Below are 20,380 nucleotides of genomic sequence, written 5' to 3'. Positions count from 1 at the left end.
CGTGCCGTACTCGTTCCTCAGCCATCTCGAGTGCTCGCGGACCGGCGAACGCGTGGACGCCGACGCGGTCCAAGGCCTCTCCCCGGCCGGCGCGCCGCTGCTGGCGCGCTACGACCTCGACGGCGTCCGCGAAGCCGTGACGCCGAAGGAGATCGCCGGGCGGGAGCCGACGCTGTGGCGCTACCACGAGGTGCTGCCCGTGCGCGCGGCCGAGCACGTCGTCAGCCTCGGCGAGGGCATGACCCCGTTGCTGCGGCTGCCGCGCTACGGCCGTGAGCTGGGGCTTTCGCGCCTGTGGATGAAGGACGAAGGCCTGGTCCCGACCGGCACCTTCAAGGCGCGCGGTGCCGCGGTCGGCGTCTCGCGGGCGGCCGAGCTGGGCGTGCGCGGGATCGCGATGCCGACGAACGGCAACGCCGGCGCGGCGTGGGCGTTGTACGCGGCGCGGGCGGGGCTGTCGAGCCTGGTCGCGATGCCCGACGACGCCCCGGCGATCACCATGCGCGAGTGCGTCGCGGCGGGAGCCGAGCTGTACCGGGTGGACGGTCTCATCGGCGACGCGAGCAAGCTCGTCTCCGCGGCGGCCGGGCGGCGTCCGGGCGTGCAGGACGTCTCGACGCTGAAGGAGCCGTACCGCATCGAGGGCAAGAAGACGATGGGGTACGAGATCGCCGAGCAGTTCGGCTGGCGGCTGCCCGACGTCATCCTGTACCCGACCGGCGGCGGCGTCGGCATCATCGGGATCCACAAGGCGCTGCTGGAAATGCGGGAACTGGGCTGGATCTCCGGTCCGCTGCCGCGGCTGGTCGCGGTCCAGGCTGCCGGGTGCGCGCCGATCGTCACGGCGTTTTTGCGTGGGGAGCGGGAAAGCACGCCGTTCCCGGACGCGCGGACGGTCGCCTTCGGCATCACCGTCCCCAAGGCACTGGGCGACTTCCTCGTGCTCGACGCGGTGTACTCGACCGGCGGCACGGCCATCGCCGTCACCGACGAGGAACTGCTTGCGGCGCAACGGGAACTCGCTTCGCACGAGGGCACCTTCGTCTGCCCGGAAGGCGGCGCGTGCTTCGCCGCGCTGAGGCACCTCCGCGAGTCGGGGTGGCTCGAGGGCGGCGAGGACGTCGTCGTGCTCAACACCGGCGCCGGGATCAAGTACCCGGAGACGGTGCCCCTGGACGTGCCGCTCCTGGCCACGACCGACGAGATTCCTTAAAGGACCGAGCGCACCGTTTCGGGATCGCGGGCGACGACCGTCGTGCCGTCGTCGGCGGTGATGATCGGGCGCTGGATCAGCTTCGGGTGCTCGGCGAGCGCCTTGATCCACTTCGGCCGGTCCTCCGGCGTGCGGCCCCAGGCCTTGAGGCCGAGTTCCTTCGCGACGGGCTCGGCGGTGCGCGTGATGTCCCACGGTTCGAGGCCGAGGCGCTCGAGGACGGCCTCGAGTTCGGGCGCCGTCGGCGGGTCCTCGAGGTAGCGGCGCACGGTGTAGTCCGCGCCGGCCTCGTCGAGCAGCGACACCGCGGACCGGCACTTCGCGCACGCCGGGTTGATCCAGATCTCCACGGCACGCAGCTTACCGCCTTGGTTTTGGAGCACGTGCTCTGTTACGGTCGTCGCATGCCCCGCCCCCGCGTCCACGACCTCGACGCGCTCCTCGACGTCGCCGAGCGGCTCGTCGCCTCCTCGACGGAGGTGACGGTCCGTGGCCTGGCGGCGGCCGCGGGCGTCCCGAACGGGACGATCTACCACGCGTTCGGGTCGCTGAACGCGTTGCGGGCCCAGGTGTGGCTACGCGCCGCAACGGCGTTCCTCGACCTCCAGACGTCCCTCGTGGACCAGGCGTCTTCCCCGGTGGAGGCCGTCGTCGCGGCGGCCGACGCTCCCGCCGCGTTCGCTTCGGTCCGTCCCGACGGCGCGCGCATGCTGCTCAAGGTGCGGGGCGACCGGCTGTTCGGGCCGGAGCTGCCCGACGAGCTGGCGGAAGCGCTGCACGCGGTGGACAAACGCCTGGTCGCACTGCTGGTCCGGTTGGCCGGGCAGCTGTGGGACCGCGGCGACGGGCCGGCCGTCGAGGTGATCACGACGTGCGTCGTCGACCTGCCGACGGCGTTCTTCCGGCATGACATCACCGATCCACTGGTGCGGGAGAGGCTGGCCGCCGCGGTGCGGGCCGTGCTGACCGTGCCCCCTCGAGAAAAGGACCGACCGTGACCGTTTCCGTGCTCGACCTGGGCGACGACGAAAACCGGTTCTCCCCGGACTGGCTGCAGCGCGTTCACTCCTTTTTGGACGGAGTCGAGGGCGCCCTGGTGACCACCGGCGGCGGCAAGTTCTATTCGAACGGCTTGGACCTCGAATGGCTGACGGCGCACGGAGACCGCGCGGCGGAGTACGTGGCGGAGGTCCAGGAGCTGCTCGCGCGGGTGCTGACGCTGCCGGTCCCGACGATCGCGGCGGTCAACGGCCACGCGTTCGGCGCGGGAGCGATGCTGGCGATGGCCCACGACTTCCGCGTGATGCGCGGCGACCGGGGGTATTTCTGCTTCCCGGAGGCGGACATCAACATCCCGTTCACCCCGGGCATGGCGGCGCTGATCCAGGCGAAGCTGACACCGTCGGCGGCGATCGCCTCGATGACGACGGGACGGCGCTTCGGCGGCCCGGAGGCGGCGGAGATCGGGTTGGTCGACGAGGTCGCGGCCGAGGGCGAAGTGGTGAAGGTGGCGACGGAACGGGTGCGGGAGCTGGCGGGCAAGGACCGCGGGACGCTGGGAGCGATCAAGGCGACGATGTTCGCACCGGCCGTGGCGGCGTTGCGCGCGGCGGGGTAGGCCTCCGGCCCCCGGTATCCAGCTTACCGGGGGCCACCGACAGTTTCTTACTGCTGCCCGGTCACCTCGGCCAACCGGCCCCGCAGGTGAACCCGCTCCGGCTCGGTTCCCGCCGACGCCAACGCCTCCCGATACGCCACCGCCGCCTCCTCGGCCCGCCCCAGCCGGGACAGCAGATCGCCCCGGGCCGCCGGATACGGGCTGTACCCCCGCAACCGCGGGTCCGCCGCCAGCCCCTCCAGCAACTCCAGCCCCGCCTCCGGCCCATCCCGCATCGCCACCGCCACCGCGCGGTTCAGCTCCACCACGGGTGACGGCGCCAGGCCGCGCAGCACGTCGTACAACGCCACGATCTGCGGCCAGTCCGTGCCGGCCACGTCCGCGGCCTCGTCGTGCAACGCCGCGATCGCCGCCTGGACTCCGTACCGGCCCGGTGGGCCGCCCGTCAACGCGGTCGCCACCAACGCCGTCCCCTCCTCGATCATCGCCCGGTCCCAGCGGCTTCGGTCCTGGTCGTCGAGGAGCACCAGGTCGCCGTCCGGGCCCGTCCGGGCGTCGCGGCGGGCGTGGATCAGCAGCAGCAGCGCCAGCAGGCCCGCCACCTCGCGCTCCTCCGGCAGCAAGCGCCGCAGGATGCGGGCCAGGCGGATCGCCTCCTCCGCCAGGTCGAGCCGCTGCAGGTCCGGGCCCGCGCTCGCCGCGTAGCCCTCGGTGAAGATCGAATAGATCACCTGGAGCACGCCCGGCAACCGGCCGGGCAGTTCGCGAGCGTCCGGGACGCGGAACGGGATCCGCAGCGTGCGGATCCGGTTCTTCGCCCGCACGATCCGCTTGCCCATCGTCGCGCTCGGCACCAGGAACGCGCGCGCCACCTCCGGAGTCGTCAGCCCGGCGAGGCAGCGCAAGGTCAGCGCCGCGCGGTCCTCCGCCGGCAGCGCCGGGTGGGCGCAGGTGAAGAACAGCTGGAGCCGCTCGTCCGGGAGACCGCCGTCGGAAGGCGGGGCGGGCGCCGCGCGCTCGGCCTCGACCTGCAGCACCGCGAGCCGGGCCGCGTAGGCCTGGTCGCGGCGCAGGCGGTCGACCGCCTTGCGCCGGGCCGTTGTCATCAGCCAGGCGCCCGGCTTCGGCGGGACGCCCTCGGCCGGCCAGTGCACCAGCGCCGCCTCGATCGCTTCCGACGTCACCTCCTCGGCCAGGTCCAGGTCGCCGAAACGCCGGACGAGCGCGGCCAGCAGCAGCCCGCGCTCTTCCCGGAACACCGCCTCGACCGACGCCTCCGCCCGCCCCGCCACGAGCCGTCAGCCTTCGTAGCCGGCGAGCGGCCGCACCACGATCGACCCGCCGTCCCGCGAGCCAGGGCAGCGCGCCGCCCAGTCCAGCGCCACGTCGAAGTCCGGGACGTCGATGACGAAGTAGCCGCCGAGCACCTCCCGCGACTCGGCGAACGGGCCGTCGGTGACCAGCCGCTCGCCGTGCTCGCCGACCCGGACCGTCGCGGCGGTGGTGAAGTCGGCGAGCGAGTCGCCGCCGACGTACACCCCGGCCTCCTTGAGGGACTTGTCGAACAGCATCCAGTCCTCGGGCGTGCTGCAGCCGGTCGGCGCGCCGTCGGCGTCGAGGGCGGCGTTGATCAGCATCAGGTACTTCACGGTTCCTCCAGTGGCTCGGTTGCCGTACGCCACCACCACGAACGGCGGACGGCCCGTTGGACAGGCGCGCCCATGTCATGTTTCACGCCCGGAAGCCACGGTCCTTCAGCCGCTTGATCCGGTCGACGTGGGCCGGGTGCCCGGCCAGCAGCCGCGCCCACATCCGCCGCTCGTCCCCGCCACCGGCCCGGATCCACTCCCGGAACAGCGTGATCAGCTCCGGCCCGTAGCCCAGCCGCGCCGCCACCAGGTCGGCCCGGTACTCGCCGAGCCGCTTCGACCAGGCGAGCACCGGGCCGAGCAGGGGCGCCAGCAGCAGCCACGGGTCCAGGAACGCCAGCGCGGTGAGGACGCCGAGCGTGAGCAGCACGGTGACGAGCACGGCGACCGACCGCCCGAAGGCCGCGAACGCGCGCCCGACGTACGGGACGGCCAGCGCGAGCAGCCGGACCAGCCGCGTCAGCAACCGGGCCGGCAGCTCGAGCCACCAGACGTACAGCGAGATCCGGGTGTGCCCGGCCAGGTGGTGGCCGAGCTCGTGCGCCAGGATCGCCTCCAGGCTCGGCGGCGGCAGCTCGAGGGCCGTCCGCGTGACGGCGACGGTCCGGCCGCCGGCGGCGAAGGCGTTGAGCTCACGGGACCGGTCGACCCACAGCCGGTACCGGTCACCGTCGACCTCGGCGGCGGCGCAGACGGCCTGCCAGCTCGGCGTCAGCTTCGCGAGCTCCCGCGTGGTCGGCTGCCGCATGCCGAAGGTCAGCGGCAGCAGGAAGTGCTCGAAGGCGGGCACGAAGGTGATCCCGCCGAGCAGCACCCAGCCGGCGGGGAAGACCCAGTAGTAACCGGGCCAGACGAGCTTCCCGGCCAGGCCGAGCACGAACAGGCTGCTGGCGACGACGGGCACCGCCAGCACGACGGCGAGCACGGCGGACAGGTCGGGCCGGGACCGGTCTCCGTTCACCCCCGCGCTCCCCCGCTGCGTCAGTGGAAGGCGGCCGCGTGGGCCTCGGCCCATTCGGTGAACGTCCGGGCCGGCCGCCCGGTCACCTCCGGCACCGTCGGGGACACCGTCGCCTCGTCCAGCGTCCCGTCAACGTAGAAGTTCCAGAACGCGTCGACGTACTCCCGCGGCATTCCCGCTTCGAGCTCCTCCCGCGTCTGTTCGTTCGACAGCTCCACGCAGTGCAGATCCCGGCCCAGCACCGAAGCCAGCACGGACACCTGCTCGGCCGGCCGCATCGCCACCGGCCCGGTCAGCTCGTGAACCACGCCTTCGTGCCCGCCCGCCAGTGCGAGGGCCGCCACGGCCGCGATGTCGGCCGGGTCGATGCAGGCCACCGGGACGTCCGGGAACTGGACGCGGACCGTGTCGCCCGCCTGCAGCTGCGGCAGCCAGCGCAGGGCGTTCGACATGAACGCGCGCGGTCGCAGGAACGTCCAGTCCAGGCCCGATTCCCGCACCGCGCGCTCGGACAGCGTCATGTAGCGGGAGACGGCGTTGTCCAGGTCCGCCAGGGCCGCCGAGCCGCCGGACAGCAGCACGATCCGCCGGACCCCCGCCTCCCGCAGCAGGCCGGAAATGTCCTCGTACCCGGACAACAGGAAGACCCCTCGACGCCCTCGAGCGCGTCGGTGAGGCTGCCGGGCGTGTTGAGATCGCCCACCACGGCCTCGACGCCGTCCGGGAGGGTGACGTCCGGCCGGCGGACCAGCGCCCGGACCGGGGCGCCCGCCACCGCGAGGGCCGCGACCACTTCCGCGCCGACGTTGCCGGTGGCGCCGGTGACCAGGAACATCCAACCCCCCACAGAGTCGCTGCCCGGCCAGCCTAGCGCCACCGGACGTCGTCAGTCCTGCGTCGGCAGGTCCTCGAACTCGACGACCTGGCGGACCTCCACCTCGATGTCCTGGTCGAACAGCTCGACGTACCGCTTGGCGAACTCGACGGCCTCCGCCCGGTCCGCCGCGTGGATCAGCGCGAACCCGCCGATGACCTCCTTGGCCTCGGCGAACGGCCCGTCGGTCACGCGGATGGCGGCGCCGCGCGCCTTGCGGATCAGCGAGCCCTTCTCCGTCGGGTGCACGCCCTCCGCCGTGATCAGGATGCCCTTCTCGGCCGCTTCCTGGATGAACCCGCCCATCTGCGCGATGAACTCCTGGCTGGGGTTCCACGACTTCGGGTCGTGCTCGTCGACCCGGTGCATCATGAGAAACCGCATGGTGTGCTCCCTGGTGTTCCTTCGGCCGGGATCCGGTGCGTTCCCGGACGCGGTGACCGGCCTTCACCCCCGCGTCGATCGCACCGGCAGGCGGTTCGACATTTCCCCGGGGAGATTTTTCGGGCAGAGTACCTGTGACCTGCATCACTGGAGGAAGGCGCCCGATGACCGTCCTGCTCGCGATCGGCACGCGCAAGGGTCTGTGGCTGGCAACCAGCACGGACGACCGGGCCACCTGGGAAGTCACCGGCCCGCACCACCCGATGACCGAGGTGTACGCGGTCGGCATCGACACGCGCCGCGCCACGCCGCGGCTGCTGGCCGGGATCACCAGCGAGCACTTCGGGCCGAGCGTCGCCACGAGCGACGACCTGGGCGCGACCTGGGACGAGCCCGACCACGCCCCGATCGCCTTCCCGGCCGACACCGGCGAGTCCCTGGCCAGGGCGTGGCAGCTCGTGCCGGGCCCGGCGAGCGAACCGGACGTCGTCTACGCCGGCACCGAGCCGTCCGCCCTGTTCCGCTCCACCGACGGCGGCCGCACCTACGAGCTGGTCCGCGGCCTGTGGGACCACCCGCACCGCGAACACTGGACGCCCGGGGGCGGCGGCAAGGCCATCCACACCGTGCTGCCGCACCCCACCGACCCCGCCCGCGTCACCGTGGCGATGTCCACCGGCGGCGTCTACCGCACCGAGGACGGCGGCGCGTCGTGGGCGCCGGGCAACACCGGCATCAAGGCGGTCCACGTGCCCGACCCCTACCCCGAATACGGCCAGTGCGTGCACAAGGTCGCGCGGCACCCGGCCGCGCCGGACCGCCTGTTCGCGCAGGTCCACCACGGCGTCTACCGCAGTGACGACGCCGGCGCGTCCTGGCAGTCGATCGCCGACGGCCTGCCCAGCGACTTCGGCTTCCCGGTGGTCGTCCACCCGGACCGGCCCGAGGTGATCTACACGTTCCCGCTGGTCGCCGACGCCATGCGGTTCCCGCCGGAGGGCCGGTGCCGGGTGTACCGCAGCGAGGACGCCGGCAAGTCGTGGGAAGCGCTGGGGCCGGGCCTGCTGGACGGCTACTGGGCCGGCGTCCTGCGGGACGCGATGTGCACCGACGACGCCGACCCGGCGGGCGTCTACTTCGGCTCGCGGACCGGCGACGTCTACGCCAGCCGCGACGACGGCGACAGCTGGCGGCTCGTCGCGGCGCACCTGCCCGACGTGCTGAGCGTCCGCGCCGCGAGGGTGTGAGCCGTGCGGATCACCGTGCTGCTGCCCGGGACGCTGCGGGAGAAGGCCGGCGGCGAGTCCCGGCTGGCCGTCGAGGTCGCCGAGCCTGCCACGCTGGGTGCCGTGCTCGACGCGCTGGCCGAGCGGTACCCGGCGCTGGAGCGGCGGCTGCGTGACGAGCAGGCGGGGCTGCGCCGGTACGTCAACTTCTACGTCGACGGCGAGGAGTGCCGCCACCGGGACGGCCCCGGAACGGTGCTGCGGGCGGACGCCGAGGTGCAGATCATCCCGTCGGTCGCGGGCGGCTGAGCTCGTCGAACAGCGCCGCCGCGCGGTCGGCCGTCGCGGCCGCCCGGCGTCCGGTGCTGAGCAGCGCCAGGACGAGGAGACCGGCTCCGAGCGCGGTGACCAGCCACCACACGCCCGGTCCCGTACTCGAGAGCGCAACGCCCAGTGTCGTCCCGGTCTGCCTCCCGGCGGAGGCCAGCGACGCCGCCACGCCGGCCATCGAGCCCGGCATCCCGGAGACGGCGGTGTTGGTGATCGGCGGGTTCACCGCACCGAGGAACACGCCGAACAGCAGGAAGGTCGCGAGCACGACGGGCAGCGGCGTCGCCGGGCCGAGGAACGCCGAGACGGCGCCGCCCGCGGTGAGCGCGGCACCGGCGACGACCAGCGGCCACCGCGGCCCGTGCGCGCCGACGAACCGGCCGGTCCGCGGGGACAGGACCAGCACCAGCACCCCGACCGGCAGCAGGCACAGCCCCGCCGCCGGCGGCGTCAGGCCCCGGGTGTCCTGCAGGTATTGCGTGGTGACGAACAGGAACACGCCGAACCCGCAGAGCGCGAACACCGCCATGACGATCGCGCCGCTGAAGGACACGCTGCGGAACAGGCGCAGTTCGAGCAGCGGGTCGGCGCGGCGCGGCTCGTGGGCCAGCAGGCCCAGCACGCCGAGCCCGGCGAGGGCGAACAGGCCGAGGATCCACGGCGACGTCCAGCCCAGCCGGTGCGACTCGATGAGGGCGGCCACGGCACTGCCGAGCACCAGCAGCACGAGCACCTGGCCCACCGGGTCGAACCGGCGGGGCCGCGGCGCGCGGGACTCGGGCACGAACAGCGTGGTGGTGACGAGGGCGGCGGCGATGATCGGGACGTTGACCCAGAAGACGGCCCGCCAGCCGAAGCCGTCGACGAGCACGCCGCCGAGGATCGGCCCGAGCGCCAGCGCCAGGCCGGACATCGAGCCGAACACGCCGATGGCGCGGGCCCGCTCGGCCGGCGCGGGGAAGGTGGTGGCGACGATGGCCATCGCGACCGGGTTGAGCATGGTGCCCCCGGCGGCCTGCAGCGCGCGGGCGGCGATCAGCCAGCCGATGCCGGGGGCGAGGCTGCACAGCAGCGAGCCGAGGCCGAACAGCGCGAGCCCGCACCGGAAGACCCGGCGGCGGCCGAACCGGTCGGCGGCGGACCCGGCGAGCACGAGGAAGGCGGCCAGCACCAGCGTGTAGGCGTCGACGGTCCACTGGAGGCCGGAGACGGACGCGCCCAGGTCACGGCGGATCGCCGGCAGGGCGACGGTGACGATGGAGATGTCCATCACCACGACGACGATGCTGGCGCAGCAGATCGCGAGCACGAGCCCCGGACGGCTGGCGGTCGGAACGTTCATGCCGTCGACGCTAGGATTTAGAGTGTGCTCGAAGTCAAGCCGATCCCCGCCGAGGGCCTGACCATCGCCGACGCGGCCCGCCGCACCGGCGTCAGCGCGCACACGCTGCGCTACTACGAACGCGCGGGTCTGGTGGTGACCGAGGTCGACCGCACCAGCGGCGGGCGGCGCCGCTACCGCCAGCTGGACCTGGACTGGATCAAGATCTGCACCAAGCTGCGTGCGACGGGCATGCCGATCAAGACGATCCGCCGGTACGCGGACCTGGTCGCGGCCCGGCCGCGGCAACGAGCCGGAGCGGCTGGCGCTGCTGGAGGAGCACCGGGCGGACGTGCTGGCGAAGCTGGCGGAACTGCAGGAGAACCTGAAGCTGATCGACCGCAAGATCGGCGTCTACCGGGGCCGTCTGGAGGCGGGCGACGCGGACGGGCTCTGGGCGCCGGGACGGGTGCGCTGATCCGGGCTACGACAGGCCGCTGTAGGCCGCGCCCACCATGGTCATCCCGCGGCCGTCGCCGACGATCGCGTCGAGCATCTGGTTCATCACGTACGCGACCGTGAGGCTGGCGTCGAGGTCGTTGAACACCAGGGAACCGCCCATGCCGCCCCAGAAGCAGTTGCGGCCGCTGATGCCGTAGCCCAGGCCGTACCGCATCGGGACGCCCAGGCCGTAGTCCAGGCCGTGGTACTGCTCCTCCAAGGCCCGCTCGCACCCGGCTCGCGACAGCAGCCGCACGCCGCCGGCCGTTCCGCCGGCGGACAGGACCGACTGGACCCTGGCGACCGACCGGGCGTTGCCGAAGCCGGCCCCCGACGGGATCTCCGCGCGCCGCCACTGCGGGGTGTTCGTGTCCTCGGGCACCAGTGCGGGGTTGGGAGTGGCGTCGAAGAGCTCGGTGGGCGGCGGCACGGTCAGCCCGCCGGGCGGGGCGAGGGACGGCGCCACGCGGTCGTGGTGGCTATCGGGGAGTCCGATGTGGAAATCCGCACCCAGCGGTCCGGCGACTTCCGCGGCGAAGAACTCCCCAATCGTCCCGCCGGTGATCCGCCGGACGACCTCACCGAGCAGGAATCCTTGGGTGACCGCGTGGTAGCAGCCGATTTCCCCGGGCGTCCACCGCGGTTCCTGCGCGGCGAGCAGGGCGGTGACCTTGGCCGAATCACACAAATCGTCAAGGGTGATCGGCGTGTCCCAGACGGGCAGTCCCGCGGTGTGCGAGAGAACGTGCCGCACCCGCACGTCCGCGGCACCGAACTCCGGCCAGTACCGGACGAGCGGCGCGTCGAGGTCCAGGTCTCCCCGGTCGGCGAGGATCAGCGCGCACAGCGCGAGCATCGTTTTGGTGGTGGACCAGACGTTGGTGATCGTGTTTTCTTCCCAGGCCACGGATCGAGCCGCGTCGGCGTACCCGCCCCACAGGTCGGCAACGGGTTCGCCGTGGACGAAGACCGCGACCGAAGCGCCGACGTCGTCCTTGGCCAAGGACTCCGCGAGCGCGTCGCGCACTTCCGAGAACCGCTCGTCGCACGTACCGTGCACGTCCACCATGGGAGCCGACTCAACTCGCTCGGCGCCGGTGGCGCCACCGAATTAAAAGCCGCAAATTTCCCACGGAATTTCCTTTATCAACTCGTAGCACGCCACCGAACCACGCCGGTGCCACGATGAATGCTCCGGATGGAGGTATCGGAGGTACGCCATGGCGACCGAAGTGGCGACGTTCTGCCCGCTGTGCGTGTCCCGCTGCGGGGCCACCGCCACCGTCGACGACGGTCGGCTGCTCGCCCTGCGCCCGCTGCCCGGGCACCCGACCGGGCAGGCCCTCTGCGTCAAGGGCAAGGCCGCGCCGGAGATCGTCGCGCACCCCGAGCGGCTCCGGCACCCCCTGCGCCGGACCGCGCCGAAGGGCGCCGCCGACCCCGGCTGGGAGCGGCTGGGCTGGGACGAGGCACTGGCCACCGTCGTCGCGCGGCTGACGGCGATCGCCGCCGAGTCCGGGCCGGAGGCGGTCGTGTTCGGCACCGCATCGCCGTCGACGTCGGCCATGTCGGACTCCGTCGACTGGCTGACCCGGCTGCGGCGGGCGTTCGGCAGCCCGAACCTGGTGTCCTCCATGGAGTTGTGCGGCTGGGGCCGCTACCTGGCCACCACCTGCACGTGGGGCGAGCCGGTGCCCGGCGCCTACCTGCCCGACCTCGAGAACGCCCGGTGCGTCCTCTACTGGGGGTACAACCCGTCGGCGTCCCGGCTCGCGCACGCCACCGCGACCACGGCCGCGCTGCGGCGGGGCGCGAAGCTCGTCGTCGTCGCCCCCCGGCGGGCCGGGCTGGCGAGCAAGGCCGACCAGTGGCTGCGCGTCCGGCCCGGCACGGACGCCGCCCTCGCACTGGCCATCACCCACCAGATGATCGAAAACGGCTGGTACGACAGCGGTTTCGTCGAGCGGTGGACCAATGCCTCGTGGTCGGTGCGGACCGACGCCGGCGCACTGCTGGCACCCGGCGACGCGCCCCCGGACGGCGTGTCGACCCGTCGCGTGTGGGACCTCATCGCCGAGGAGTGCGCCCGGTTCACCCCGGACGTCGCCGAGCGGATCACCGGCGTGCCCGCGGACCGGGTCACCGCCACCGCCCGGCTGCTGTGGGAGGCGCGCCCGGTCGCGTTCTACACCTGGAGCGGGCTCGAACAGCACAGCAACGCGACGCAGACCGTGCGGGCCGTCAGCCAGCTCTACGCGCTCACCGGCTGCCTCGACGTGTCCGACGGGAACGTCCTGTTCACGCCGGTGCCGTCGAACCCGGTCGACGGGGCGGCGCTGCTGCCGGACGGGCAGCGGGCCAAGGCCATCGGCGCGCGCGAGCGGCCGCTCGGCCCGGCGCGGTTCGAGTTCGTCACCGGCGAGGACTTCTACCGGGCGGCACTGGACGGCGTCCCGTACCGGGCCCGGGCGCTGGTCAACTTCGGCGCCAACCTGGTGCTGGCGCACGGCGACAGCGCATGCGGCCGCGACGCGCTCGGCGCGCTGGACTTCTTCGTGCACACGGACCTGTTCATGAACCCGACGGCCGAACAGGCCGACATCGTGCTGCCGGCCACGAGCGCGTGGGAAGCCGAGGCGGTGCGGATCGGGTTCGAGATCAGCCAGGACGCGCAGGCGAGAAGTCCAGGTGCGCCGTCCGCTGGTCGCCCCGCGCGGCGAAGCCCGGCCGGACCTGCGGATCATCTTCGACCTCGCGGTCGCGCTCGGCCTGGGCGAGCACTTCTTCGACGGCGACGTCGAGGCGGCCTGGCGCCACCAGCTCGCGCCCAGCGGCCTGAGCCTGGACCAGCTGCGAGCCGCCCCGGAGGGCATCCGCCTGCCGCTGCGGACCGAGCACCGCAAGTACGAACGGCGTGGCTTCCGGACGCCCTCCGGCGTCGTCGAGCTGTACTCCGAGGCGCTGCTCCGGGCCGGCTACCCGCCGCTGCCCGGCTACCACGAGCCGTCGATCAGCCCGCTCTCGCGGCCGGACCTGGCGGCCCGCTACCCGCTGGTGCTCACCTGCGCCAAGTCGCTGTTCTTCTGCGAGACACAGCACCGCGCCGTCCCGAGCCTGCGCAAGTCCGCCCCGGATCCCGAGGTCGAGCTGCACCCCGAGACGGCGGCGACTGGGTGCGGCTGGAGACCCCACGGGGCAGCGTCCGCGCGCGGGCGAAGTTCAACGTCAACCTCGACCCGGGCGTGGTGTGCGGCCAGCACGGCTGGTGGCAGCCGGCGTCCGGGCTCGGCGAGCCGGGCTACCCGGTCGACGGCGACGGCAGCGCCAACCTCAACCTCGTACTGGCCCAGGGCCCGGCCGACCCGGTGAGCGGCAGTTCGCCGCTGCGCGCGTCCCTGTGCGAGATCGCGCCGGAGATCGGCTAGCCGCCCGCACGGGCGATGATCTTCCGGCCCGGCGTCGTCTACGGTAAGGGCGGAAACGGGCGACGCGACGGCAAGGCGGCTGGTGAAGGAACGGGAGTTGCGGCGCCGCTGCAGGCGGCTGCTGAACGAACTGGGCATCCGGCCGCCGCTCGACGTGCTGGAGCTTTGCCGCAGCGTCGGCGAGCAGCGCGGCCGCCCGATCCGGCTGCTGCCGCACCGGATCCCGGTGCCGGGGCCGTTCGGTGCCTGGATCGCCACCGCGCAGGCCGACTACATCGTCTACCAGCAGGACACGAGCAAGGCCCACCAGCGCCACATCATCCTGCACGAGCTGGGCCACATGCTCGCCGGCCACGGCGCCACGGCGGAGAACCACGACCTGGTCGCGCGGCTGGCGCCGGGCCTGGTGCCGGAGGCGGCCGGCCGGGCCCTGCTGCGCACGTCCTACGACACCGACCACGAGCGGGAGGCCGAGACGGTGGCGACGATCATCCTGGAGTGGGCCTCGGTCCTCGACCGGGTCGCCCCGCCGTCGTCGGACGAGGGTGCCGCCCGCCGGATCGACGCCGCCCTGGACGAACGGCTGGGCTGGCTGTGAACAGCAAGATCACGCTCCTCGTCGTCCAGGGCGTCATCCTGTTCCCGGCGCTGCTGTGGAAGATCTACCAGCTGACCCGCGCCCCGGGCGACGTCGCACGCTGGATGGTCACCGCCTGCCTGGCCTCCTTCGCGGCCGCCTACCCGCTGGGCCTGCTGGCCGGCGACGTCAACCAGCCGGAACCCGGGCGGATCGTGCCCCTGCTGTTCCAGCACATTTTCCTGTGCGGTCTGGTCTTTGCGCTGGCGTGTTTCTTCCTGTTCTCGGCCCTGCCGGGCTCCCGCGCCCGGCGCGGCTGGAGGCGATCCCGCTGGGCGCGGCCATCCTGGTGATGGCGACGGTGACGGTCCTGATGCCGGACGTCCCGCCGGCGCAGTACCCGCGCGCCGGGGTGTCGGTCTTCTACCTCGCGGCGGACCTGTACCTGACGTACGGCATCGCGAGCGCGTGCTTCTTCGCCCGCCGGTACGCCCGCGGGGCGGCGCCCCGGCTGGCCCGCGGGTTGTCGCTGGCCTCGGTGGGATTCGCGATCGGGGCGCTGGGCGGGGCGACGTTGATCGCGGTGGTCCTGGTCCACTGGGCCGGCGCGGCGATCCCCCGGCTGCTGGTCCAGGCCACGGTCTGGCTCGTGTTCCCGAGCGCGATCCTGCTGGTGGTCGGGCTGTCGTACCCCGGCGTCGCCACCCGCCTGGCGGCGGCTCGCGTGTGGTGGCAGCACTTGCGGACGTACCACCGCCTCCGTCCGTTGTGGACGAAGCTGCACGAGGCGTTCCCGGAGGACGCGCTGAGCCGCACCCCGCGCGGCCGGTGGGACACGCTGAGCGTGCTGGGCGTGCACCGCCGGTACTACCGCCGGGTGATCGAATGCCGGGACGGGCTGGTCCGGATCAGCCCGTACGTCGCGCGTTTGGACGGCCCGTTGCCGGACCGCCTGACGGAGGCGTTGCGCGCCCACGCCCGCCGCGAGCCGGCGCCGGAAGAGCCCATGCCACTGGCGATTCCGGACGGCGGCGGGTTGGACGACGATGCCCGTGAGCTCGTCGCGTTGTCCGAATCCCTGAACACGGCCTCCTGACGGAGGTAGCGGAGGCACACGCAACCACCCTCGGCCCCCGGCTCAGCCCTTCGAATCCAGCGAGTCGAACGACGCGAGCCACGCCTGGACCGGACTGGCGCACGTGGGCCCGGTGCCCACCGCGCATTCTTCCTGGTTCCAGAGCAGGAAGCCCGCGACCAGCAGGACGATCAGCGCCCAGGGCCGCAACGCCCGGACCAGACCCAGCTTCGGCAATCCGCGCCGGATCAGCTCTTCGACGGACTCGACCACAGCCAGCACCGCTGAGCCGTACCCGTAGACCGCCTCGGGCGGCTTCCGTCTGAGGTGACGAGCCAGGCGGGCGATACCCAGGTCCGGCAGCAAGAGCAGGACTAGGAGCGCCTGGGTGAGCATCGTGACCGGACGCACGAGCGCATTGCCCGCCCACGGGAGCAACCGCGCGGTCACCAACCGCAGCAGGAAGAAGGCGAGCACGCCGACGATGATCAGCTCGCCGAAGGCCCGGAACGGCAGCGGGAACCCGAGCTGGATCGCCGCGTTGTCGACCAGGCCGACCAGGTCACCGAACACCGGAACGTCATTCACCGGACTGAGCACTTCACCGCTCGCCGCCATCGTCCTCGTCCTCGTCGTCTTCGTCGTCATCGTCGTCGTGCGAATCGGCTTCGTCGTCGTGCAGATCGGCGCGCGTGGCTTCCGCCGTCACCCGGGGCGGCACCCCGGGGCTCTTGGGCAGCCCGAGCATCGTCCGGCTGGCGTCGTTCAGCATCGGCTTGAGCTCGGTCAGGGTCACCGCCTTGTTCTCCAGCGCCATCTGGAGGATGTCCTTGGCGTTATCGAGACTCAGCTTCTTCTGCTCCTGCAGCAGCGCGATGACGTCCTGGATGTCGTCCTTGTGCCCGGCCAGCCGCAAGGCCAGCACGTTCGCGTCGTCTTCGCGAATAGCGTCCGCGTAGACCTTCATGCGCTGCTGCTTGAGCTCCAGCTCGTGCTGCTGCTCGAGCCGCCGCATTTCACGGGAGTGCTCCGCGCGCAGCCGGCGCACCTCGTGCGAGAGCCGCTCGGTTTCGGAACTCCGCGCGAACTCCGTCCGGCTGGCGATGTGCTTGCGGGTCGATTCGTCCAGGTTCAGGACCGCGGTACAGCGGGTGACGACCACCGCGTCGGACATCCTGACTTCCCGCTCGCCGAATTCGTGCATGATCCGGCGCTCGGCGTTCGCACTGTCCTCCACCCCGAACTGTCGCGTGACTTCGCGCAGCTTTTCCTCCAGGAAGCGGCCGATCGCTTCCCGCGGCTCCACCTTGCCCGCCTTCACGGCAGCGACCGGGTCGCTGATCCGCCAGGTGACGCGCACGCTCGCGGTGTAGTTGAACGCTTCTTCGGCCGACGGAAGGCCGATTTCGAACACCTCTTCGTGCGGGGTGATGTCGACGAGATACATCTCGCGCGGAGTGGCGAGCCACACTTCGCCTGCCGTCAGGCGGCCGGATCCGACCTGGTAGTCGCCACGCTTCGTGACGTACACGACCGCGGAGTGCCCGGACGAAGCGGGATTGTTCTTCCGCAGGCTGGAGCGGGTCACCTCGAGCCGCTGCACGGCTGCGACGGCAGTGCCGGAGCCGGGCCGGCCTTCCCCTTTCGGAGCTCGATCTGTCACTGTGATCCTTCTTCCTTGTCGAAGTGTTGGAGCACGGCCCGGGCGGCGATCAGCGGCCCGTCGGGGTCTTCGGCCCAGGCCGCCAGGTGGGTGCGGATACTCGCGGTTTCGCCCGAGCGCGCACCGATGTCGCGCAGCAACCGCGCGAGTGGCTGAGTCACTGCCGGTTCCCGGCGGGTGGTCCGCACCCACTGCTTGATGTGCACGTACGTACGCCGCACGAAGTCCACGGTCACCAGCAAGCGGGCGAAGAGCAGCACGATATGGCGCCGCAGATCCGGCCGGTGTTCGGCGAACCAGACGAATGCCGGCCAGCGCTCCGAGCCGTCGGCCTGGATTTCCACGTAGTGTGAGGTGATCAGCACCGCGAGCAGCGCCGTCATGCGGCGTTCCACGAACTCGTCCCCCCTCGACCAGCGCACCAGGGTTTGCAGGACCAGGACCGGGTCGGCGCGCACGAACAAGTCACTGATGGCCTCGCCCACGTGGTAGGCGATGATCCAGTCCGCGTGACGAGCGACGTACTTCAGCTGTCTCAGCGCGGCGTCCGGGCTGATCGAGGTCGTCGTGCCGAGTGCCTGGGCCGCCGCCGAGCGGAGCTGGCGCAGGGTGTGGCGCGACCAGTGGCGGAGCAGTTTCGAAATCAGCAGACCGTAGCCCGGCAACCGGGCCGGGACCTGAAGCGCGGCCACAGCCGCCCAGCGCTGCTCGCGTTCGCCTGACACTGCCCAGGGGTTGATGATCCGGCCGAACACGTTGACGAAGTCGTACTGGCTCAGGAGTCCCGCGGCGACCCCGGCCCGGATGTGGACTTGCGGATTGGGGATGCTGCCCAGGGCGAGGAGCCAGTCCATGACCACGTCCAGCGCCTGGGTGTACTGCGTGCGCACGTGGTCCAACACCAGCTGCGGATAACGCTCGTCCTGGAAGCGGGCCTTCGACACCGGCACGTCGCCGAATTCCGTCTCCTGCGAACCGGTGGCCAGTTCGGCTCGCGCCTGCTGGACTCGCTCGGCGAGCGAGACCGCGAACACGTCACGGGACCGGTCGCCGCGCCGGGGAATCGCGAGCTTTTTGAATCTGTCGGCCAGCATCGTGGCGGCAGTCGAGACCAACTGCACCGGTTCGTCGTTGAAGACCGCGAGGGCGATGACGAAGGCACGTTGCTCGAGGTCGTCCTGGGCGTCGAACCACTCCCCGAAACCCGCCTTGCTCGCCGCCGAATACCGGTCCCGGACCGTCTCCAAGCCGATCCGGTCGTAGGCTACCTCGATCAGCAGATCCCCGAGTTTCGCCAGCTCGCGAGCCGGAACTTCTTCGGTGAGCTGGGCGATGATCTCCTTCACCTCGGGGCGTGACAGCACCTCGTGGTCGGCCTCGGGTGCGGAGTCGACGAGGCCCCATTCGACGTAGCGTTCGAGCAGCCGATCAGGCTTCACCCGGGTGAAGCCGGTGCTGACGAGGTGGCCGATCTCGTGCATTGGCAGGCTCGTCGATTCGTCGACGATGACGACCATCATGCAACCCTTGTCACGCATGTACTGCCCGAGCCGCTCGGTGTGGAACGACTTCAGGGTCGCGGCCTGTTCGGGGTCAAGCGATTCGAGAAGGTAACCGTGTCCGGGCTGGAACTCCTTGGGCTGCAGCGTCTTCAACCGTGCATCGGGATCAAGCTTGCGCACGCCGTCCTGGCAGCTGCGGTGAAGCAAGTGCAGTGCGGTCATCGTCCGGCCGGTGCCGCCCCGAGCCTTGATGAACAGCAACTGGTGCTGTTCGAGCTTACGGGTCAGCTCGCGGTAGTCGTCGGGCTCCACGTAGGCCTCGTCGATCTGCGCGAGCACCTCCTTCGCAACCAGACCGCTGCGGACCCGGATCTCGAGCGAACGCCGCCTCCCGACGAAGTTCCGGTCACCGACCTGGCCGACGGCGGTGTCGCCGAGGAAGAAATTCGCCGTACCGCCTGCGGCGGCGAACCCACTCGCGCCGACGCCGAACATGGCTTGGAACGCCGAGTCCATTCGGCTGGCGAACAGGCCCCACTGTTGGGCGTTCTCCGGGTCGGCTGCGCGGTCCTGCGCCGACCGGACGTTCTCCTCTTCTTCGGCCTTCTCCTTGTCCTGGCTCTCGTCCTTGGGCTTGCGGTCTTCGTCTGCGCTCTTGTCCGGCTTCTCCTCCGGCTCCTTGGCACCGCCTTCGGATCCAGGCGATCCATCCGCGTCGGCCGCGTCTCCGTTCTGGGGCTCGACGGGTTCTGGGTCAGCGTCGGTCATCTTCGCTCCCGAAGAAGTTGATGTCCCCGATCTGGCCGGCAGTCACCGGTCCGCCGAAGTTGTTCGTCCGCGTGATGGTGGTCGCCTGCGGGGCGGCATCGGCACGGTGCGCAGCCGACCCGTACTGGGGAAAGCCCGGCACCTTGACGTAGAGACCGCGTCCGTCGGCCGCGGTCGCCAGGGTGAACTGAGTCGGATTGCACCCCCCGCGGCCCGGCCGGATCACCGTGTCGAAGACGCGCTGAGTCGCCACGATCGCGCAGACGGCGCCGGGGACTCGCTCGAAAACTTCGGCAACGGCGGCGGAGGCCGACGCGTCGACGGCTTCCGTCACATCGACGCACTCCGTCGGCTCGCCCGATGGGACTTCACCCCGGTGCACAGCGATCCTGAGTCTCGGCACAGACCTCTTGCGGGCCAGGTCGGCAATCGTTGCCGTCACGTCCACGACCACTTCCGCGACCGAGAGTGTCGCTTCCGGAACGACGGCGACCGCTCGCGACACACGTCCGGAAACCAGCTCCGCAGCAAGGGAGACCCGGCAGCTCGACAGCGCTTCCCGCAGTAGACCTTTCAGATCGGTGCGCGCATTCCCTTTCAACGCCAGAATCGATGCGGATACAGTGGCCATCCGGGATTCCGCCGCCAGCTTCTCCAGGAGGATCCGCACGAGCCCGGCCGGTGACGTCACCCGTGCGTCGACGTACCCGACTGTGCCGCGCAACCCCGGCACCGGCGTCTCGTCGAACCGCACCGGCAACACGTAAGCGGCAGCTTCTCGCAGCGCCCGGTCCTGGGCGGACTGTCTCTCGTGATTGGTCCAGGCCTTGCGCGCGTACGCTTCGGAAGCAAACAACACGCAAAACCGCGATCCGCGGTTGTATATCTCGTCGAGGCGTGTATAGAGATCCTCGCCGAGCAGCGTCGCCGTCTCGTACGCGTCATAGAACACGGTAAGCCCGGCTTTTCGCAACAGTGCTGCGACTTCTTCCACATAAGGTCGTTGCTCAGTCGCGAACGACAGGCAGAAGTCGTACGGCTCAGTCGCGGGACCACCCATGTGCACTCCCTCGTCGGGTCCCTGGAATTCGACGCCACAAGGGTCGCGACGCCGGTCGCTGTCGTTACACCTTCCGTCCGCCGTTACCCGAGGCGATTCCTTTCCGACCTCCCGACGTGGCTTGGCCGCCCTCCGCATAGGGCACGCGCGCAAGCACGGACGGCTCCGGTCGACCACCCATGGGCTGCGGTGCGCAACCCCGACCCGGCCGAGTGTGGACCATGGCGGTGGAT

Annotated in this window: 22 protein-coding genes and 2 pseudogenes; 11 read left to right on the top strand and 13 right to left on the bottom strand. The window is 71.5% G+C overall.

All coding sequences use genetic code 11. The features are described 5' to 3' along the window. The first annotated feature begins 1 nt into the window (after window position 1). A complete protein-coding gene (locus ABZX11_RS04285; protein ID WP_354909729.1) occupies window positions 2-1,213 on the top strand; it encodes a threonine synthase in 1,212 nt (403 codons plus the stop codon). On the opposite strand, the gene ABZX11_RS04280 is transcribed toward ABZX11_RS04285, so the two are convergent. Then, window positions 1,210-1,563, bottom strand: coding sequence for an arsenate reductase family protein (locus ABZX11_RS04280; RefSeq protein ID WP_354909727.1), 354 nt, complete (start codon window positions 1,561-1,563; stop codon window positions 1,210-1,212). The two genes, ABZX11_RS04285 and ABZX11_RS04280, sit on opposite strands and share 4 nt — an antisense overlap. Before the next feature lie 54 nt (window positions 1,564-1,617). Between ABZX11_RS04280 and ABZX11_RS04275 the strand changes: the two genes are divergently transcribed. Continuing rightward, a complete protein-coding gene (locus tag ABZX11_RS04275; RefSeq protein WP_176172105.1) occupies window positions 1,618-2,211 on the top strand; it encodes a TetR/AcrR family transcriptional regulator in 594 nt (197 codons plus the stop codon). Then, window positions 2,208-2,831 carry an enoyl-CoA hydratase/isomerase family protein gene (locus tag ABZX11_RS04270; RefSeq protein ID WP_354909724.1) on the top strand — a complete coding sequence of 208 codons (624 nt, stop codon included), beginning with the start codon at window positions 2,208-2,210 and terminating at the stop codon, window positions 2,829-2,831. Before ABZX11_RS04275 ends, ABZX11_RS04270 begins: the two co-directional genes overlap by 4 nt. Window positions 2,832-2,878: 47 nt before the next feature. On the opposite strand, the gene ABZX11_RS04265 is transcribed toward ABZX11_RS04270, so the two are convergent. The 6 genes and pseudogenes from ABZX11_RS04265 to ABZX11_RS04240 form a co-directional block, all read right to left on the bottom strand. Next, window positions 2,879-4,123: an RNA polymerase sigma factor gene (locus tag ABZX11_RS04265; RefSeq protein WP_354909722.1), complete on the bottom strand. Its 1,245-nt coding sequence runs from the start codon at window positions 4,121-4,123 to the stop codon at window positions 2,879-2,881. 6 nt (window positions 4,124-4,129) lie between these two features. Continuing rightward, window positions 4,130-4,480, bottom strand: coding sequence for a YciI family protein (locus ABZX11_RS04260; protein WP_176172108.1), 351 nt, complete (start codon window positions 4,478-4,480; stop codon window positions 4,130-4,132). A gap of 82 nt (window positions 4,481-4,562) precedes the next feature. Next, window positions 4,563-5,441, bottom strand: coding sequence for a M48 family metalloprotease (locus ABZX11_RS04255; protein ID WP_354909719.1), 879 nt, complete (start codon window positions 5,439-5,441; stop codon window positions 4,563-4,565). A gap of 20 nt (window positions 5,442-5,461) precedes the next feature. Then, window positions 5,462-6,079 carry a nucleoside-diphosphate sugar epimerase gene (locus tag ABZX11_RS04250; protein WP_354909716.1) on the bottom strand — a complete coding sequence of 206 codons (618 nt, stop codon included), beginning with the start codon at window positions 6,077-6,079 and terminating at the stop codon, window positions 5,462-5,464. A 68-nt stretch (window positions 6,080-6,147) separates the two neighbouring features. Beyond that, a pseudogene (locus ABZX11_RS04245) lies at window positions 6,148-6,276 on the bottom strand (NmrA family NAD(P)-binding protein); the annotation flags it as partial. Between the two features lie 51 nt (window positions 6,277-6,327). Further along, complete coding sequence (locus ABZX11_RS04240) at window positions 6,328-6,699, bottom strand: YciI family protein (RefSeq protein WP_176172111.1); 372 nt, start codon at window positions 6,697-6,699, stop codon at window positions 6,328-6,330. A 164-nt stretch (window positions 6,700-6,863) separates the two neighbouring features. On the opposite strand from ABZX11_RS04240, the gene ABZX11_RS04235 reads away from it, so the two are divergent. Both ABZX11_RS04235 and ABZX11_RS04230 read left to right on the top strand, forming a co-directional pair. Next, the gene (locus tag ABZX11_RS04235; RefSeq protein ID WP_354909713.1) at window positions 6,864-7,946 is read left to right on the top strand and encodes an exo-alpha-sialidase; all 1,083 of its coding nucleotides are present in this window, start codon (window positions 6,864-6,866) and stop codon (window positions 7,944-7,946) included. A 3-nt stretch (window positions 7,947-7,949) separates the two neighbouring features. After that, window positions 7,950-8,234, top strand: coding sequence for a ubiquitin-like small modifier protein 1 (locus tag ABZX11_RS04230; RefSeq protein ID WP_176172113.1), 285 nt, complete (start codon window positions 7,950-7,952; stop codon window positions 8,232-8,234). Here ABZX11_RS04230 and ABZX11_RS04225 read toward each other — a convergent pair. Further along, window positions 8,209-9,597: an MFS transporter gene (locus ABZX11_RS04225; RefSeq protein WP_354909711.1), complete on the bottom strand. Its 1,389-nt coding sequence runs from the start codon at window positions 9,595-9,597 to the stop codon at window positions 8,209-8,211. The two genes, ABZX11_RS04230 and ABZX11_RS04225, sit on opposite strands and share 26 nt — an antisense overlap. A gap of 24 nt (window positions 9,598-9,621) precedes the next feature. Between ABZX11_RS04225 and ABZX11_RS04220 the strand changes: the two are divergent. Continuing rightward, window positions 9,622-9,798 (top strand): annotated as a pseudogene (locus ABZX11_RS04220) (MerR family DNA-binding transcriptional regulator); the annotation flags it as partial. Between the two features lie 19 nt (window positions 9,799-9,817). Beyond that, complete coding sequence (locus tag ABZX11_RS04215) at window positions 9,818-10,054, top strand: hypothetical protein (RefSeq protein WP_354909869.1); 237 nt, start codon at window positions 9,818-9,820, stop codon at window positions 10,052-10,054. A 6-nt stretch (window positions 10,055-10,060) separates the two neighbouring features. Here ABZX11_RS04215 and ABZX11_RS04210 read toward each other — a convergent pair whose 3' ends face one another. Next, complete coding sequence (locus tag ABZX11_RS04210) at window positions 10,061-11,146, bottom strand: serine hydrolase domain-containing protein (protein ID WP_354909709.1); 1,086 nt, start codon at window positions 11,144-11,146, stop codon at window positions 10,061-10,063. A gap of 151 nt (window positions 11,147-11,297) precedes the next feature. Here ABZX11_RS04210 and ABZX11_RS04205 point away from each other — a divergent pair, with 151 nt between their 5' ends. The 4 genes from ABZX11_RS04205 (at window position 11,298) to ABZX11_RS04190 (ending at window position 15,175) form a co-directional block, all read left to right on the top strand. Continuing rightward, complete coding sequence (locus tag ABZX11_RS04205; protein ID WP_354909706.1) at window positions 11,298-13,502, top strand: molybdopterin-dependent oxidoreductase; 2,205 nt, start codon at window positions 11,298-11,300, stop codon at window positions 13,500-13,502. Window positions 13,503-13,584: 82 nt separating this feature from the next. Further along, on the top strand, window positions 13,585-14,100 hold the full coding sequence (locus tag ABZX11_RS04200; RefSeq protein ID WP_176172140.1) for a hypothetical protein: 516 nt from the start codon (window positions 13,585-13,587) through the stop codon (window positions 14,098-14,100). Next, the gene (locus ABZX11_RS04195; protein WP_354909703.1) at window positions 14,097-14,432 is read left to right on the top strand and encodes a hypothetical protein; all 336 of its coding nucleotides are present in this window, start codon (window positions 14,097-14,099) and stop codon (window positions 14,430-14,432) included. The genes ABZX11_RS04200 and ABZX11_RS04195 overlap by 4 nt, the downstream gene beginning before the upstream one ends. Continuing rightward, the gene (locus tag ABZX11_RS04190; RefSeq protein ID WP_354909701.1) at window positions 14,348-15,175 is read left to right on the top strand and encodes an MAB_1171c family putative transporter; all 828 of its coding nucleotides are present in this window, start codon (window positions 14,348-14,350) and stop codon (window positions 15,173-15,175) included. The genes ABZX11_RS04195 and ABZX11_RS04190 overlap by 85 nt, the downstream gene beginning before the upstream one ends. Window positions 15,176-15,217: 42 nt before the next feature. Here the strand turns inward: ABZX11_RS04190 and ABZX11_RS04185 are convergent, their stop codons facing one another. From ABZX11_RS04185 to ABZX11_RS04170, 4 genes are all read right to left on the bottom strand, one after another. Next, the gene (locus ABZX11_RS04185) at window positions 15,218-15,742 is read right to left on the bottom strand and encodes a hypothetical protein (RefSeq protein WP_354909698.1); all 525 of its coding nucleotides are present in this window, start codon (window positions 15,740-15,742) and stop codon (window positions 15,218-15,220) included. 13 nt (window positions 15,743-15,755) lie between these two features. Beyond that, window positions 15,756-16,685, bottom strand: coding sequence for a hypothetical protein (locus tag ABZX11_RS04180; RefSeq protein WP_354909695.1), 930 nt, complete (start codon window positions 16,683-16,685; stop codon window positions 15,756-15,758). A 128-nt stretch (window positions 16,686-16,813) separates the two neighbouring features. Then, complete coding sequence (locus ABZX11_RS04175) at window positions 16,814-19,087, bottom strand: hypothetical protein (protein WP_354909693.1); 2,274 nt, start codon at window positions 19,085-19,087, stop codon at window positions 16,814-16,816. Further along, window positions 19,074-20,147, bottom strand: coding sequence for a TIR domain-containing protein (locus ABZX11_RS04170; RefSeq protein WP_354909691.1), 1,074 nt, complete (start codon window positions 20,145-20,147; stop codon window positions 19,074-19,076). Before ABZX11_RS04170 ends, ABZX11_RS04175 begins: the two co-directional genes overlap by 14 nt. Window positions 20,148-20,380 lie beyond the last annotated feature (233 nt).

The sequence above is a fragment of the Amycolatopsis sp. NPDC004169 genome (assembly GCF_040610315.1).
In the GTDB taxonomy this organism is placed as follows: Bacteria; Actinomycetota; Actinomycetes; order Mycobacteriales; family Pseudonocardiaceae; genus Amycolatopsis.
The sequence above is the reverse complement of the archived record's forward strand: the minus strand, read 5'-3'. Positions and strand labels throughout refer to the sequence as shown.